The sequence below is a fragment of the Kitasatospora sp. NPDC057223 genome (assembly GCF_042669755.1).
Taxonomy (GTDB): Bacteria; Actinomycetota; Actinomycetes; order Streptomycetales; family Streptomycetaceae; genus Kitasatospora.
Genome location: NZ_JBHUWW010000121.1, coordinates 14,646 through 29,651, shown reverse-complemented (window position 1 = coordinate 29,651; position 15,006 = coordinate 14,646). Strand labels below are relative to the sequence as shown.

Genomic DNA, 15,006 nt, shown 5'->3' with positions numbered 1-15,006 from the left:
GGCACGCCCTCGGGGGTGCCCGCCCTTATCCGTGCCCGGCCGTCCGGCTACGGCAGGGCCAGCATGCGGTCCAGCGCGGCCTTGGCGTACTTCTCGGTCTCCGCGTCGACGGTGATCACGTTCGGGACGCGGCCCTCGACCAGCGACTCCAGCGTCCAGACCAGGTGCGGCAGGTCGATCCGGTTCATGGTCGAGCAGAAGCAGACGGCCCGGTCCAGGAAGACGATCTCCTTGTCCGGGTGCGCCTTGGCGAGCCGGCGGACGAGGTTCAGCTCGGTGCCGATGGCCCACTTGGAGCCGGGCTCGGCCGCGTCCAGGGCCTTGATGATGTACTCCGTGGAGCCCACCATGTCGGCGGCCGAGACGACCTCGTACTTGCACTCGGGGTGCACCAGCACCGTCACGCCGGGGATGCGCGCGCGGACGTCGTTCACCGAGTCGACCGAGAACCGCCCGTGCACCGAGCAGTGGCCGCGCCAGAGGATCATCCTGGCGTTGCGCAGCTGCTCGACGGTGAGGCCGCCGTTCGGCTTGTGCGGGTTGTAGAGCACGCAGTCGTCCAGCGACATGCCCATCTCGCGCACGGCGGTGTTGCGGCCCAGGTGCTGGTCCGGCAGGAAGAGCACCTTCTCCCCCTGCTCGAAGGCCCACTCCAGGGCCCGCTCCGCGTTGGAGGAGGTGCAGATGGTGCCGCCGTGCCTGCCGGTGAAGGACTTGATGTCGGCGGAGGAGTTCATGTACGAGACCGGGACGGTGACGTCGGCTATGCCGGCGTCGGTGAGGACGTCCCAGCACTCGGCGACCTGCTCGGCGGTGGCCATGTCGGCCATCGAGCAGCCGGCCGCGAGGTCCGGCAGGATGACCTGCTGGGCCGGGCCGGTCAGGATGTCCGCGGACTCGGCCATGAAGTGCACGCCGCAGAAGACGATGAACTCGGCCTCCGGGCGGGCGGCGGCGTCCCGGGCGAGCTTGAACGAGTCGCCGGTGACGTCCGCGAACTCGATGACCTCGTCCCGCTGGTAGTGGTGCCCGAGGATGAAGACGCGCTCTCCCAGCGCGGCCTTGGCCCTGCGGGCGCGCTCGACGAGGCCGGGGTCGGAGGCGGCGGGGAGGTCGCCGGGGCACTCGACGCCGCGCTCGCTGCCGGGGTCGGCCTCACGGCCGAGCAGCAGCAGGGCGAGCGGCGTCGGACTGGGGTCGACGCCGTAGGTCTCAGTGGTGGTGGTCACGGGCGAGTGCCCTCCTGGTGCGGCCGGGTCCGTCGAAGCGGCCTTCTCGTCTATCTGACGTTATCTATCATAACCCGGTTAGCGTCACCTTGACGATGTCCGTCCTGTCGATGTGATCAGAACCGCTCGACCAAGCGGAGTCTTCCCGGCACCCGCCCGGCGTGGCCCGGGGAGCGATCGGCGGCCCCGGCTGGTTGGCTGGCAGGATGAAGGCAATCGCGATCAGGCAGTACGGCGGCCCCGAGGTCGTCGAGTTCACCGACCTGCCGGACCCGAAGCTCGGGCCTGACTCGGTCCTCGTACACGTCCGGGCGGCGGGGGTGAACCCGGTCGACTGGAAGGTCCGCGAGGGGCACCTCGACGGCATCCTGGACGCGCACTTCCCGCTCGTGATGGGCTGGGACCTGGCCGGTGTGGTGCGCGCCGTCGGCGGAGCCGTCACCGAGTTCGCGGCCGGCGACGAGGTGATCGGCTACGTCCGCAAGGACAGCGTCGAGCACGGCACGTACGCCGAGCTGGTCTCCGCGCCCGTCCGCACCCTGGCCCGCAAGCCGTCCGCGCTGGACTGGGCCCAGGCCGGCGGGCTGCCGCTGGCCGGGCTCACCGCCTACCAGGCCCTGGTCCGGGCGCTGCGGGTACGGTCCGGCGAGACGGTACTGGTGCACGCCGCCGCCGGGGGCGTCGGCCACCTCGCCGTCCAGATCGCGGTGGCCCTCGGTGCCCGGGTCATCGGCACGGCCGGCACCCGCAACCACGACTACCTGCGCGGGCTCGGCGCCGAGCCGGTCGAGTACGGCGAGGGCCTGGCCGACCGGGTCCGGGCGCTCGCCCCCGGCGGCGTGGACGCCGCCCTCGACCTGGTCGGCGGCGACGCCGTCGCGGTCTCGGCCACCCTGGTCGCGGACCCCGCGCGGATCGCCTCGATCGCCGACTACGGCGTCGTCGCCCACGGCGGCCACTACGTCTGGTGCCGCCCGGACGCCGAGGACCTCGCCGCCCTCGCCCGGCTGGCCGACGAGGGCAGCCTCACCGTGACCGTCGCCTCCACCTTCCCGCTGGCCCAGGCCGCCTCCGCCCAGGCCCTCAGCGCGGAGGGCCGCACCCGGGGGAAGATCGTGCTGCTGGTCGACTGAGCACGGGCCGGGCACCCCGGCCCGTCCACTCGTCCGCTATCGGCCAGAATGGGCGGTGAACCGTTTCTGTGGATCACCGCCCAGCACCCCGTACGACCAGTGGAGCCCCGCACCGATGAGCACCAGCCGACCGCCCGGGCCGGGCGGGGCCTCCCTCGACGAGACCGACCGGCTGCTGCTGGCCCGGCTCGGCCGTGACGGCCGCGCCTCGTACGCCGAGATCGGGCTGCTGGTGAACCTCTCGGCGACCGCGGTGCGCCGGCGCATCGACCGGCTGCGGGCCCGCGGCGTCGTCCGCGGCTTCACCGTCGTCCTCGACCCCGCCCTGCTCGGCTGGCAGACCGAGGCCTTCGTCGAGGTCTACTGCCGTGAGCGCACCGCGCCGGAGGAGATCCTCGCCAGCCTGCGCCAGTTCCCCGAGGTGGCCGCCGCCTGGACGGTCACCGGCGACGCCGACGCCCTCGTGCACCTGCGGGCCGCCGACACCCGGCACCTGGAGGCCGTCATCGAGCGGATCCGCAAGGAGCCGGGCGTCCAGCGCAGCCGCAGCTCCGTCGTGCTCTCCCGGCTGATCGGCTAGCGCCGCTCCGCCCGGCGCAGGAATCCTGCGCCGGGCCCGCCGAACACGCCCGATAGCTGCCCCACCGGCCGCGTTCGGACGCGCGGCCCCGCCCCGGTGCTGCCTAGGCTGATCACATCCGGCCCGCCGCGCCCCGTCCGCGCGAGCCCCCGGACCTCCCCGACACCTCGCAGCCGAGAGGGACCCCCGTGTCCGCAGCCCCCCACCGCATGCACCGGCCCGACACCGAGCTGGTCGACCTGGTATTCGACTACATGCGCGAGCGGCTGCAGTACGACCCGGTGCCGCTCGACCACCCCGGCGACGGCGAGCACCTGCGCGCCTCGCTGGCCGGCCTGCTGAACGCCACCGGCAACAACCCCGCCGACGTGCTCAAGCTGTACGACCACGAGCTGTCCCGCGCGGTGATCTCCGCCGACAGCCCGCGCTACCTGTCCTTCATCCCGTGCGCCCCGACCAAGGCCGCGCTGCTCTTCGACATGGTGGTCTCCTGCGCCTCCCTGCAGGGCATCTCCTGGCTGGAGGCGGCGGGCGCGATCGCCGCCGAGAACCAGGTGCTGCGGCTGATCGCCGACCGGGCCGGCCTGCCCGAGTCGGCCGGCGGCACCTTCGTCTCCGGCGGCTCGGCCGGCAACCTGTCCGCGCTCGTGGTCGCCCGCGACACCGCCCGCCGCCGGCTCGGCGTGGGCCGGGAGGCCACCCTGCGGATCGCCGTCGCCGACCAGGTGCACTCCTCGGTCAAGAACACCTTCAACATCATCGGCGTCGAGGCGTTCGTCGTCCCCACCGTCGACCGCCGCTTCACCGGCGAGGCGCTGCGCGCCGCCCTCGCGGCCGACCCCCACCCCGAGACGGTCATCGCCGTGGTCGGCACCGCCGGCACCACCAACGAGGGCATCGTCGACGACCTGCAGGGCCTCTCCGAGGTCACCCGCGAGCGCGGCCTGTGGTTCCACGTGGACGGCGCCTACGGCGGCGCGGGCCTGTTCGCGCCCTCCGTCCGCGAGCGCTACAACGGCATCGAGCACGCCGACTCCTTCGTCGTCGACCCGCACAAGTGGCTGTTCGCCCCCTTCGACTGCGCCGCGCTGCTCTACCGCAACCCGCAGCTGGCCCGTGCCGTGCACACCCAGGACGCCTCCTACCTGGACGTCCTGCACACCGAGGGCGACGAGTGGAACCCCACCGACTACGCCTACCACCTCACCCGCCGCGCCCGCGGGCTGCCGCTCTGGTTCTCGCTCGCCGTGCACGGCACCCAGGCGTACACCGACGCGATCGAGGAGGGCCTGCGCCTCGCCCGCGACACGGCCCAGGTGATCCGCGAGGCCGGGCACCTGGAGCTGCTGCAGGACCCGCAGCTGTCCGCCGTCTGCTTCCGCCGCAAGGGCTGGACCGGCGAGGACTACTACCGCTGGTCGCAGCAGCTGCTCGCCGACCAGATCGGCTTCGTCACGCCCACCGGCTGGGACGGCGAGACCGTCGCCCGGTTCGCCTTCCTGCACCCGGGCACCACCATGGAGATGGTCCGCGAGATCCTCGACACGATGGCGTAGGACCGGACGGCGCAGGACCGGACGGCGCGGGACTACAGGAACCCGCCGCTCGGCAGGTACGGCGCCGGCGGGCGCATCCCGCGCACGGCGAGATAGCCCCGGGTCTCCAGGCGCAGCCGCACCTCCAGGCCCACGTCCACGGCCCACTCCTGCTCGGCGGTGAGGAACTCCACCCGGGCCTCCTCGCCGTCGGGCACCCGGGCCAGGGCCTCCCGCAGCAGCCGGGTGGCGATCCGCTTGGACGTCGCGGCCAGCAGCTTGACCTCGCCGCCGTCCCGGTAGCAGTAGCCGCTGCCCGCCAGGGTGTCGGCGATCAGCAGCTCGTCGTAGTGGGCGAGCATGAACTCGTGGTCGGGCCCGTGCGCCGCACCCCGGACCCGGCGGTCCACCGAGTCCAGCAGGTGCCGGTGCACCGCGCCGCCGGGGTGCACCGGGATGTCGCCCGGGTCCAGCAGGCCCGAGCGGTCCACCGGGCCGCTGAGCACCATCGCGGGGTGCAGGGTGAACCCGGCCCGCCGGTAGCGCCGGGCCGCCGCGGGGGAGGGCGAGGCGCACAGCAGCCCGCGCAGGCAGCCCCGGCCGTGCGCCGCCGCGCGCTCCAGCAGCAGCCGCCCGACCCCCTGGCCCTGGGCCCCCGGCAGCACCGCGAACAGCGCCAGGATCCACACTCCCTCGCGGCGCAGCGACAGCACCGTGCCGACCGCCTCCCCGTCGTGCTCCGCGATCCAGCAGCCCTCCGGGTCCGTCCGGGCCAGGTGCCTGGTCCTGGCCCACTGCCGTGCCGTTCCCGCCTGCCCCCGGGGCGCGGGGGCGGGCCCGGGCAGCTCCTCGAAGGCGCTGTGGGCGATCTTCCGTACGGTCTCGGCGTCGGCGGCAGTGTCTTGCACCCGGCGAAGGATCATGCCGCCAATCCTGGCAATCCGAGCCGCCCGGCGGGGGTGGTTCGCGCGGATCGGGCGATGACCTGGGCCTGCGGGTGTGCGAGCATGGGGAAGGTGGGTGTACGGGAGGCGAGCGTGTCTCCCCGCAGAACCACTGAATGAACCACCGCCCGGGAAATGAATCCGGGTGGCCGCTGGTTGGTACTGGCGGCAGATCGTCGTCAACGACCGGGAGTATCCAGATGACCGTCCAGGACGAGACCACCGTCGAGAGTGGTCTGCTCCTTACCGATGCCGCTGCGGCCAAGGTGAAGGGCCTGCTGGAGCAGGAAGGCCGCGAGGACCTGGCGCTTCGCGTCGCCGTCCAGCCCGGCGGCTGCTCCGGCCTGCGCTACCAGCTGTTCTTCGACGAGCGCTCGCTCGACGGCGACGTGCTCAAGGACTTCGACGGCGTCAAGGTCGTCACCGACCGGATGAGCGCCCCGTACCTCGGCGGCGCCACCGTGGACTTCGTGGACACCATCGAGAAGCAGGGCTTCACGATCGACAACCCGAACGCCACCGGCTCCTGCGCCTGCGGCGACTCGTTCAGCTAGCAGGACCGCGCGCGAGCGCCGAGGCGGCCCCCGGGTGATCCCGGGGGCCGCCCTCGTCGTTGCCGGTCTTGCCGCGTCCGGCCCGCCGGCTCCGGGCGCGGCCGGCCGTCAGCGCTGGGACGGCTCCGTCGGGGCGACGTGCGGGTCGGCCTCCAGCGGCACCTCGGCGCCCTGGGCCGAGTCCAGCACGGCGCGGCCCATCAGCGGCTTCGCGAGATCGACCGTCGCCGACTGCTTCTTGGCGACCGCCGCGCAGACCTGGCCGGGCGGCACCGGCGTCGTCACCACGATCCGGATGCCGACCTGGCCGGCCCGGGACTCGTCCGCCTTCAGGCCGTACTTCTCGCAGATGCCGCCGTAGAACCAGACGGTCAGCCGGTTGCCGTCGGCCCGGTAGCTCATGGTCTGCAGGCCGCCGGGCACCGGCGCGGGCTCACCGGGGGCGATCCCCGGCCCGGTCGGCGCCGGCCCGTCCGGCCCGGCACCGGGCGTCGGGCGGGTGGCCGGCCCGGACGCCGCCGGCGGGCTCGCCGGCGGTGAGGCCGGCGGTGAGGCGGCCGGCGACTGCGCGGGCGTCGCGGACGGGGCGGCGGAGGGGCTGGCGGACGGGCTCGCGGACGGCACGGCGGCCGACGGCGCCACCGTCGCCGGCGCCCCGTCGGCCGCGCCCGTCCCGCCCGAACCGCAGCCCGCCACCGCGCCGAACGCCAGCAGCATCCCGGCCAGCGCGGCCGCCCGCCGCCCGCGCCGGCCGTCCACCGGCCGGTCCTTCGTCTCCACAACCATCACTGACTTCCTCCCGAGGGCTGGGCAGCGCCGCCTTCCCGGCCGCACCGCGCCGGTTTGACGTGCCCCGGGTAAGTCCGGTTCCATCCGGGCCGGCCCGGATGGCCCTCGGCCCTCGGTCTACATGCCGTACTCGGCCATCCCGGCCACCAGCCGCTGAGCACCGGACGACACCGCGAAACCCGCCCCGGCCGGCCCGGCGGGCTCCTCCCCGGCGGCGACCGGCGGCCAGAAGCGGCCCAGCCGCCGGGACGAACTCACCAGCGCGTCAAGGGTGTCCGGGTCCGCGTCGCCGCGCAGGGCGGGGGTCGCGCTCAGGGTGTGCTGACTGGGATTCATCGGTCATCGCTCCGATCACCGTGCCGCGGCGACGTTGCCGCGGACGTGGGCGGGCCCGCCCACGGGGCCCCTGTCTGCGACCCTAGGCCGACCGGACGGGAGCGGCCAGAGCTACCCGGAGGTAGTACTCGTCCGACCCGCGCCGGGCGTTCTTGCGGCCCCGCCGCCCCGGCCCGGTACCGTGTGGAGGTTCGCCCGCTTCCCATGGCCTCGCCGCCACCCCGAGGAGACCCTGTGCGTATCGCCGTCGCCGGCTCGATCGCCACCGACCACCTGATGACCTTCCCCGGCCGCTTCGCCGACCAGCTGGTCGCCGAGCAGCTGCACACGGTGTCGCTGTCCTTCCTGGTCGACACCCTCGACATCCGCCGCGGCGGCGTCGCCCCGAACATCGCGTTCGGCATGGGTGTGCTCGGCCTGCGCCCGGTCCTGGTCGGGGCGGCCGGCGCCGACTTCGGCGAGTACCGCAGCTGGCTGGAGCGCAACAACGTCGACTGCCGCTCGGTGCACATCTCCGAGACCCGGCACACCGCCCGCTTCATGTGCACCACCGACGAGGACCACAACCAGATCGCCTCGTTCTACACCGGCGCGATGGCCGAGGCCCGCAGCATCGAGCTGAAGCCGGTCGCCGACCGGGTCGGCGGCCTGGACCTCGTCCTGATCGGCGCGGACGACCCGCAGGCGATGGTCCGCCACACCCAGGAGTGCCGCACCCGCGGCTACGCCTTCGCGGCCGACCCCTCGCAGCAGCTCGCCCGCCTGGAGGGCGAGGACATCCGCGAGATCGTGGACGGCGCCGCGTACCTGTTCACCAACGAGTACGAGGCCGCGCTCATCGAGAGCAAGACCGGCTGGGACGCCGAGGAGATCCTCACCCGCGTCGGCACCCGGATCACCACCCTGGGCAGCAAGGGCGTGCGGATCGAGCGCAAGGGCGAGGACACCGTCACCGTCGGCTGCGCCCCCGAGGAGCGCAAGACCGACCCGACCGGTGTCGGCGACGCCTTCCGGGCCGGCTTCCTGGCGGGCCTGTCCTGGGAGCTCGGCCTGGAGCGCTCCGCCCAGCTCGGCTGCATGCTCGCCACGCTGGTGATCGAGACCGTCGGCACCCAGGAGTACGAGCTGCGCCCGGCCGCCTTCCTGCAGCGCTTCGAGGGCGCGTACGGCGCGGACGCGGCGGCCGACATCCGGGCGCACCTGGTCGGGTAGCCCCTGCCGGTGGCGTCCGGTCAGGACGTCCGGCGCACCAGGTAGGCCGAGCCCCGGTCGCCGCCGTACCCGGCGGCCGGGGCCTCGCCCAGGTACTCCTGCCCGCGCATCCCGCACCAGGCGGGGATGTCGAGCCGGGCCGCCTCGTCGTCGGCCAGCACCGCGACCGTGCCGCCGGGCGGCACCTCGCCGATCCGCCGGGCCAGCTCGATCACCGGCAGCGGGCACCGCTTGCCCAGTGCGTCCACCACCAGCGTCTGCGTCGGCTCGGGTGCGGCCGCGGCGGCGGGCGCCGGCAGGTCCAGCCCGAGCGGCGCCCGGACGCCCGCCACGATCTCCGGCAGCACGGTCAGGAACCGCTCCACGTCCGCCTCGGCGGCCCCGTACGGCAGCGAGACGCGGACGTTGCCCTCGGTGAGGACGCCCATCGCGGCCAGCACATGGCTCGGGGTCAGGGTGGAGGAGGTGCAGGACGAACCGGAGGAGACCGCGAAGCCGGCCCGGTCCAGCTCGGTCAGCAGCACCTCGCCGTCCACGTACAGGCAGGAGAAGGTGACCAGGTGCGGCAGCCGGCGGACGGGGTCGCCCACCACCTCCACCTCGGGCACCAGCTGCGGCACCCGGGCCCTGATCCGCTCCACCAGGGCGTGCAGCCGCGCGTTCTCCCGGGCGGACTCGGCCCGGACGGCGCGCAGCGAGGCGGCGGCGGCCACGATCGCAGGCACGTTGACGAAGCCGGGCACCCGGCCGGCCTCGCGCTCGTCGGCGGGCAGCGGCGAGGCGTAGCGGACGCCCTTGCGGACGGCGAGCACCCCGACGCCGGCCGGACCGCCCCACTTGTGCGCGCTGGCGGTCAGCAGCGACCAGCCGCCGGGGACGTCCAGGCGCCCGGCGCTCTGCGCGGCGTCCACCAGCAGCGGCACGCCGGCGCAGGCCGCGGCGGTCTCGGCGACCGGCTGGAGGGTGCCGACCTCGTGGTTGGCGTGCTGCAGGACGGCCAGCGCGGTGCCGGGGCGCAGCGCGGCGGCGAAGCCCTCCGCCGTGACCCGTCCGAACCGGTCCACCGGGACGGCGGTGACCTCGCCGCCGGCCGCCTCGTGCCGGTCGGCGGCGTGCAGGACGGCGGAGTGCTCGACGGCGGAGTGCACCAGGTGGCTGCCCCGGCGCCGGTTCCCGGCCAGCGCGCCGAGGATCCCCAGGTGCAGCGACTGGGTGCCGCTCGCGGTGAAGGAGACCTCGTCGGCCCGGGCGCCCAGCACCTCGGCGACGGTCTCGCGCGCCGCGTCGAGCAGCATCCGAGCCTGCCGGCCGGAGCGGTACAGCCGGGCCGGGTCCGCCCAGCCCTCGTCCAGCGCGGCGGTCAGTGCCTGCCGGGCGACGGGGTGGAGCGGGGCGGTGGAGGCCACATCGAAATACACGCTGCCATTCAACTACAGACCGGGGGTCGCGCCGCCGTCTCACCGCCCGTCAGTCGATCACCCGAAATGTCTGATTCGTCCACGCCCGACGGGCCGTCACCCGTGCTGCGCAAGCGTGTCCCCCGATCGGGCGTACGACCCTCGAAAGCCTGCCGTGACCTGGGTATCCACCCCTGCGGGGCCTGATCGGGCGACCGGGCGGCGCGTTACCGGGACCTGCCCGTCAGCAGCGCATAAGGCTGGAGTAGGGTTTGGCCCGCATAAGCATTCAAACCGTGCCCGTGGACGGGTCGCCGGGGAGGCTCACCATCCCCTCCGGAGCGACGCGAAGGCGGGCGAGACTTCGGGAAGGCGCTACGTGAGTCCCAACGGCTCCGACCGCTCGCCGCGGCGCACGATGCGGCGGAAGCTGCCTCAGGCGCTGGCACTGGGCCTCGTCATCGCGACCGCTACCGGCTGCTCGGCCAACGACCTCCCCAGGCTTGGCCTCCCGAGCCCCGTCACGAAGGAAGGACCGATGGTCCTTCAGATGTGGCAGGGCTCCTGGATTGCGGCGCTGGCAGTCGGCGTACTGATGTGGGGTCTGATCATCTGGAGTGTGATCTTCCACCGGCGCAGCCGCTCCGGCATCCAGATCCCTCCGCAGACCCGGTACAACGTGCCCATCGAGGCGCTCTACACCGCGGTCCCCATCGTCATCGTCTCGGTGCTGTTCTACTTCGTGGCCCGCGACGAGTCGCGGTTGATCTCGACCTCCGCCAAGCCCGACCACACGGTCAACGTGGTCGGCTTCCAGTGGAGCTGGGCGTTCAACTACGAGAACACCGAGAACGCGGACCCGACCAGCACGACCGCCGCGTACGACGTGGGCACCCCGGAGGAGGAGCCCACGCTGTACCTGCCGGTCAACGAGTCGGTGAAGTTCGTCCTCACCTCGCGGGACGTCATCCACGACTTCTGGCCCGTCAACTTCCTGATGAAGATGGACGTCGTGCCGGGCGTCGTCAACAAGTTCGAGGTCACCCCGACCGTCAAGGGCACGTACCGCGGGAAGTGCGCCGAACTCTGCGGCACCGACCACTCGCGGATGCTGTTCAACGTGAAGGTCGTCGACCGCGCCGAGTACGACAAGCACCTGGCGGAGCTCAGGGCCAAGGGTCAGACCGGCGCACTGCCCTCCGGCATCACGACCATGGGAAGTGAAGAGAAGTGACCATCCTCAACGAGCCCGCCGCGGCCGGCGGGGGCGCCGGGGCCGTCACGGTCGGCGGGGGCCAGCGCACCCGCAAGCCGGGTTCCACCATCATCAAGTGGCTGACCACCACCGACCACAAGACGATCGGCACCCTCTACCTGGGGACGTCCTTCGCCTTCTTCCTGATCGGTGGCATCCTCGCCCTGGTCATGCGCGCCGAGCTGGCTCGTCCCGGGACCCAGATCCTGTCGAACGAGCAGTTCAACCAGGCGTTCACGATGCACGGCACGATCATGCTGCTGATGTTCGCGACGCCGCTGTTCGCGGGCTTCGCGAACTGGATCATGCCGCTGCAGATCGGCGCGCCCGACGTGGCGTTCCCGCGGCTGAACATGTTCGCCTACTGGCTCTACCTGTTCGGCTCGACCATCGCGGTGGCCGGCTTCGTCACCCCGCAGGGTGCGGCCGACTTCGGCTGGTTCGCGTACTCGCCGCTGTCCGACGCCGTCCGCTCGCCGGGCATCGGCGCCGACATGTGGATCATGGGTCTGGCCTTCTCCGGCTTCGGCACGATCCTCGGTGCGGTCAACTTCATCACCACGATCATCTGCATGCGCGCGCCCGGCATGACGATGTTCCGGATGTCGATCTTCGTCTGGAACGTCCTGCTGACCGCCGTGCTGGTCCTGCTGGCCTTCCCCGTCCTCGCCGCCGCGCTGTTCGCGCTGGAGGCGGATCGGAAGTTCGGAGCACACGTCTTCGACCCGGCCAACGGTGGAGCACTGCTCTGGCAGCACCTCTTCTGGTTCTTCGGCCACCCCGAGGTGTACATCATCGCGCTGCCGTTCTTCGGCATCGTGTCGGAGATCATCCCGGTCTTCAGCCGCAAGCCGATGTTCGGCTACTCCGGCCTGATCGCGGCCACCATCGCGATCGCCGGCCTCTCCGTGACGGTGTGGGCGCACCACATGTACGTCACCGGGCAGGTGCTGCTGCCGTTCTTCTCCTTCATGACCTTCCTGATCGCGGTCCCGACCGGTGTGAAGTTCTTCAACTGGGTCGGCACCATGTGGAAGGGCTCGCTGAGCTTCGAGACACCGATGCTCTGGACGGTCGGCTTCCTGGTGACCTTCCTCTTCGGTGGTCTGACGGGCGTCCTGCTGGCCTCCCCGCCGATCGACTTCCACGTCTCGGACTCGTACTTCGTCGTCGCCCACTTCCACTACGTGGTCTTCGGCACCGTCGTCTTCGCGATGTTCGCCGGCTTCCACTTCTGGTGGCCGAAGATGACCGGCAAGATGCTCGACGAGCGCCTTGGCAAGATCACCTTCTGGACGCTGTTCATCGGCTTCCACGCGACCTTCCTGGTCCAGCACTGGCTCGGCGCGGAGGGCATGCCCCGCCGCTACGCCGACTACCTGGCCTCGGACGGCTTCACCACCCTGAACACCGTCTCGACCATCGGTTCGTTCCTGCTCGGCCTGTCGATCCTGCCGTTCCTCTACAACGTCTGGAAGACCGCCAAGTACGGCGAGAAGATCGAGGTGGACGACCCGTGGGGCTACGGCCGCTCGCTGGAGTGGGCGACCTCCTGCCCGCCGCCGCGGCACAACTTCCTCACGCTGCCGCGTATCCGCTCGGAATCCCCGGCGTTCGACCTGCACCACCCGGAGATCGCCGCGCTGGACTACCTGGAGGCTCACGGTGAGCCCGCCAAGCACTTCGCCGGCGTGACGCCCGCGAAGTACGACAACCCGCAGCTCACCAAGGGCAAGAAGGAGGGCGACGCCTGATGAAGGAACAGGGCAAGATCTTCCTCGGCTTCGCGGCCTTCATCCTCGCGATGGCCATCACCTACGGCCTCTGGTCGAAGGAGCCGGCCGGTACCACCGCGCTGTTCCTGTCGTTCGGCCTCTGCGCCTTCATCGGGTACTACCTCGCCTTCACCGCCCGCCGGGTGGACAGCGGCGCCGGTGACAACCCCGAGGCCGAGGTCGCGGACGACGCCGGTGACGTGGGCTTCTTCGCCCCGCACAGCTGGCAGCCGCTCTCGCTGGCGATCGGCGGTGCGCTCACCTTCCTCGGTGTGGTGTTCGGCTGGTGGCTGCTCTTCTGGTCGATCCCGATCATCCTGATCGGCCTGTACGGCTGGGTCTTCGAGTTCTACCGCGGCGAGGACCAGAACCAGTAGTCCTCCCGCCCCTCACCGGGGCAGTGCACTGCACAGGGCCGGGCATCCCGCAAGGGACGCCCGGCCCTGTTGCGTCCGCCGGGTGGCGGCCTCACCCGCCCGGCTCAGCGCCCACTCCCTCGGATGTCGCTATCCGCACGGGTGTTCCTACGATCTGATCAATCGTGGTGCGACCCCTCGGAGGCGGTCATGACCGGCAGGCGCGGAACCTCAGGCATAGGCAGCGGCATAGGCGGCATCTCCCTCGCACTCGCGTGCATGGCCCCCCTGGCCGCCTGCTCCCCGGGCGGCGACAGCGGGCAGACGTCCGCGGTGGAGACCCCGCGGACGGTGGACGCGGCCACCCTCGTCCACCTCTCGGCCACCGGCCAGGTGGACCCGTCCAAGCCCTTCACCGTCACCGCCGAGCCCGGCAGCCGGCTCACCGACGTGACCGTCAGCGGGCCGGACGGGCGGCTGGTAGCCGGGCGGCTCTCGGCGGACCAGAGCAGCTGGCAGAGCACCGGGCACTTCAAGGCGGCCACCAGCTACGCCGTCCGGGTCGCCGCCGACGACGGCAGGGGCGGCCGGGGCGAGACCACCTCCTCCTTCAGCACCGTGGCGGCGCAGCGCCTGCTCACCGCCAAGCTCGGCCCGGACTCCTCCGGCAGCGGCGTGTACGGGGTGGGCCAGCCGCTCACCGTGCAGCTCTCCGAGCCGGTCAAGGACACCGCCGCCCGGCAGGAGGTGGAGAAGGCCCTGACGGTGGTCTCCCAGCCCGCCGTGGTCGGTGCCTGGTACTGGGTCGACGACAGCAACCTGCACTTCCGCCCGAAGGACTACTGGCCCGCCGACGCGAAGGTCGCCCTGAGCTTCGACGGGGAGGGCAGCCGGATCGCGGACGGTCTCTACGGCGGGCCGCGCGGCACGCTCAGCCTGAGGACCGGCGACCGGGTCGAGAGCATCGTCGACGCGGCGACCCACGAGCTGACGCTCACCCGCAACGGCCAGAGCGTCCGCACCATCCCGGTGACCACGGGCAAGCCCGGGTTCTCCACCCGCAACGGCATCAAGGTGGTGCTCGGGCAGGAGCGGGTGGTCCGGATGAGCGGGGAGTCGATCGGGATAGCCGCCGGCAGCTCGGAGTCCTACGACCTCCAGGTCCAGTGGGCCACCCGGGTGACCTGGAGCGGCGAGTACGTGCACGCCGCGCCCTGGTCGGTGGCCTCCCAGGGGGTCGACAACGTCAGCCACGGCTGTACCGGCATGAGCACCGAGAACGCCAAGTGGTTCTACGAGAACACCAGGGTCGGCGACCTCGTCCAGGTGGTCAACAGCAAGGGTGCCGGCATGGAGCCGTTCGGCAACGGCTTCGGGGACTGGAACCTCGGCTGGGAGGACTGGGTGAAGCACAGCGCCACCGGACAGCCCGTCAGTACCGCCGGCCCGGCCGACGCCGCCGGGGCCACCGCGGTCGTCCTCCCGCAGCTCTGAGACCCCGTACCCGCTCAGGCGTCGTAGGCGATCCCCAGGGCCGTCTGCACGGCGGCCAGCGCGTCCGCCCGGGGCAGCCCGAGGCGCCGGGCCCGGTCGGCGTACTCGGTGGCGGCGGCGGCCGCCAGGCGGTGGGCGGCGTCGCCCACCGCCGCGACCAGGGTGCCGCGCCGGCCGTGGGTCTCCACCACGCCGTCGGCCTCCAGCTCGCGGTAGGCCCGCGCCACGGTGTTCGCGGCCAGGCCCAGCTCCTCGGCCAGCGCCCGCACGGTGGGCAGCTTCAGCCCGGCGGGGAGGTCACCGCTGCGGGCCAGCTCGGCGATCCGGGCGCGGATCTGCTCGTACGGGGGAGTGGCCGAGTCGTGGTCGACGGACAGCTGCAACGGGGGCTCCTGACGGGCGGTGGGATGCGGGAGG

15 protein-coding genes are annotated in these 15,006 nt (G+C 72.5%); 9 read left to right on the top strand and 6 right to left on the bottom strand.

Annotation, left to right across the window (positions count from 1 at the left end):
- Positions 1-47: 47 nt before the first annotated feature.
- A complete protein-coding gene (nadA, locus tag ACFUK0_RS31475) occupies positions 48-1,229 on the bottom strand; it encodes a quinolinate synthase NadA (RefSeq protein ID WP_380255885.1) in 1,182 nt (393 codons plus the stop codon).
- 206 nt (positions 1,230-1,435) lie between these two features.
- Between nadA and ACFUK0_RS31470 the strand changes: the two genes are divergently transcribed.
- The 3 genes from ACFUK0_RS31470 to ACFUK0_RS31460 all read left to right on the top strand — a co-directional run bounded on the left by ACFUK0_RS31470 (position 1,436) and on the right by ACFUK0_RS31460 (position 4,498).
- Positions 1,436-2,362, top strand: a complete 927-nt coding sequence (locus ACFUK0_RS31470; protein WP_380255884.1) for an NADP-dependent oxidoreductase — start codon at positions 1,436-1,438, stop codon at positions 2,360-2,362.
- 115 nt (positions 2,363-2,477) lie between these two features.
- Positions 2,478-2,942, top strand: coding sequence for an Lrp/AsnC family transcriptional regulator (locus ACFUK0_RS31465; protein WP_380255883.1), 465 nt, complete (start codon positions 2,478-2,480; stop codon positions 2,940-2,942).
- 188 nt (positions 2,943-3,130) lie between these two features.
- Positions 3,131-4,498, top strand: coding sequence for a pyridoxal phosphate-dependent decarboxylase family protein (locus ACFUK0_RS31460; RefSeq protein ID WP_380255882.1), 1,368 nt, complete (start codon positions 3,131-3,133; stop codon positions 4,496-4,498).
- A gap of 32 nt (positions 4,499-4,530) precedes the next feature.
- Here ACFUK0_RS31460 and ACFUK0_RS31455 read toward each other — a convergent pair whose 3' ends face one another.
- Positions 4,531-5,400, bottom strand: a complete 870-nt coding sequence (locus ACFUK0_RS31455) for a GNAT family N-acetyltransferase (RefSeq protein WP_380255881.1) — start codon at positions 5,398-5,400, stop codon at positions 4,531-4,533.
- 221 nt (positions 5,401-5,621) lie between these two features.
- Between ACFUK0_RS31455 and erpA the strand changes: the two genes are divergently transcribed.
- Entirely contained in the window at positions 5,622-5,975 is a 354-nt protein-coding gene (gene erpA / locus ACFUK0_RS31450; protein WP_266323909.1) for an iron-sulfur cluster insertion protein ErpA, read from the top strand.
- 108 nt (positions 5,976-6,083) lie between these two features.
- Here the strand turns inward: erpA and ACFUK0_RS31445 are convergent, their stop codons facing one another.
- Positions 6,084-6,761 carry a hypothetical protein gene (locus ACFUK0_RS31445; protein WP_380255880.1) on the bottom strand — a complete coding sequence of 226 codons (678 nt, stop codon included), beginning with the start codon at positions 6,759-6,761 and terminating at the stop codon, positions 6,084-6,086.
- Between the two features lie 120 nt (positions 6,762-6,881).
- Positions 6,882-7,100, bottom strand: coding sequence for a hypothetical protein (locus ACFUK0_RS31440; RefSeq protein WP_380255879.1), 219 nt, complete (start codon positions 7,098-7,100; stop codon positions 6,882-6,884).
- A 234-nt stretch (positions 7,101-7,334) separates the two neighbouring features.
- On the opposite strand from ACFUK0_RS31440, the gene ACFUK0_RS31435 reads away from it, so the two are divergent.
- A complete protein-coding gene (locus tag ACFUK0_RS31435) occupies positions 7,335-8,312 on the top strand; it encodes a carbohydrate kinase family protein (RefSeq protein WP_380255878.1) in 978 nt (325 codons plus the stop codon).
- Between the two features lie 20 nt (positions 8,313-8,332).
- Here the strand turns inward: ACFUK0_RS31435 and ACFUK0_RS31430 are convergent, their stop codons facing one another.
- The gene (locus ACFUK0_RS31430) at positions 8,333-9,730 is read right to left on the bottom strand and encodes a cysteine desulfurase/sulfurtransferase TusA family protein (protein ID WP_380255877.1); all 1,398 of its coding nucleotides are present in this window, start codon (positions 9,728-9,730) and stop codon (positions 8,333-8,335) included.
- A 358-nt stretch (positions 9,731-10,088) separates the two neighbouring features.
- Here ACFUK0_RS31430 and coxB point away from each other — a divergent pair, with 358 nt between their 5' ends.
- The 4 genes from coxB (at position 10,089) to ACFUK0_RS31410 (ending at position 14,589) form a co-directional block, all read left to right on the top strand.
- Complete coding sequence (coxB, locus tag ACFUK0_RS31425) at positions 10,089-10,943, top strand: cytochrome c oxidase subunit II (protein ID WP_380255876.1); 855 nt, start codon at positions 10,089-10,091, stop codon at positions 10,941-10,943.
- Positions 10,940-12,718, top strand: a complete 1,779-nt coding sequence (ctaD, locus tag ACFUK0_RS31420) for a cytochrome c oxidase subunit I (protein ID WP_380255875.1) — start codon at positions 10,940-10,942, stop codon at positions 12,716-12,718. Before coxB ends, ctaD begins: the two co-directional genes overlap by 4 nt.
- The gene (locus ACFUK0_RS31415; RefSeq protein ID WP_380255874.1) at positions 12,718-13,116 is read left to right on the top strand and encodes a cytochrome c oxidase subunit 4; all 399 of its coding nucleotides are present in this window, start codon (positions 12,718-12,720) and stop codon (positions 13,114-13,116) included. The genes ctaD and ACFUK0_RS31415 overlap by 1 nt, the downstream gene beginning before the upstream one ends.
- Positions 13,117-13,374: 258 nt before the next feature.
- Entirely contained in the window at positions 13,375-14,589 is a 1,215-nt protein-coding gene (locus ACFUK0_RS31410; protein WP_380255873.1) for an Ig-like domain-containing protein, read from the top strand.
- 14 nt (positions 14,590-14,603) lie between these two features.
- Here ACFUK0_RS31410 and ACFUK0_RS31405 read toward each other — a convergent pair whose 3' ends face one another.
- Positions 14,604-14,972, bottom strand: coding sequence for a GntR family transcriptional regulator (locus ACFUK0_RS31405; protein ID WP_380255872.1), 369 nt, complete (start codon positions 14,970-14,972; stop codon positions 14,604-14,606).
- Positions 14,973-15,006: the final 34 nt, after the last annotated feature.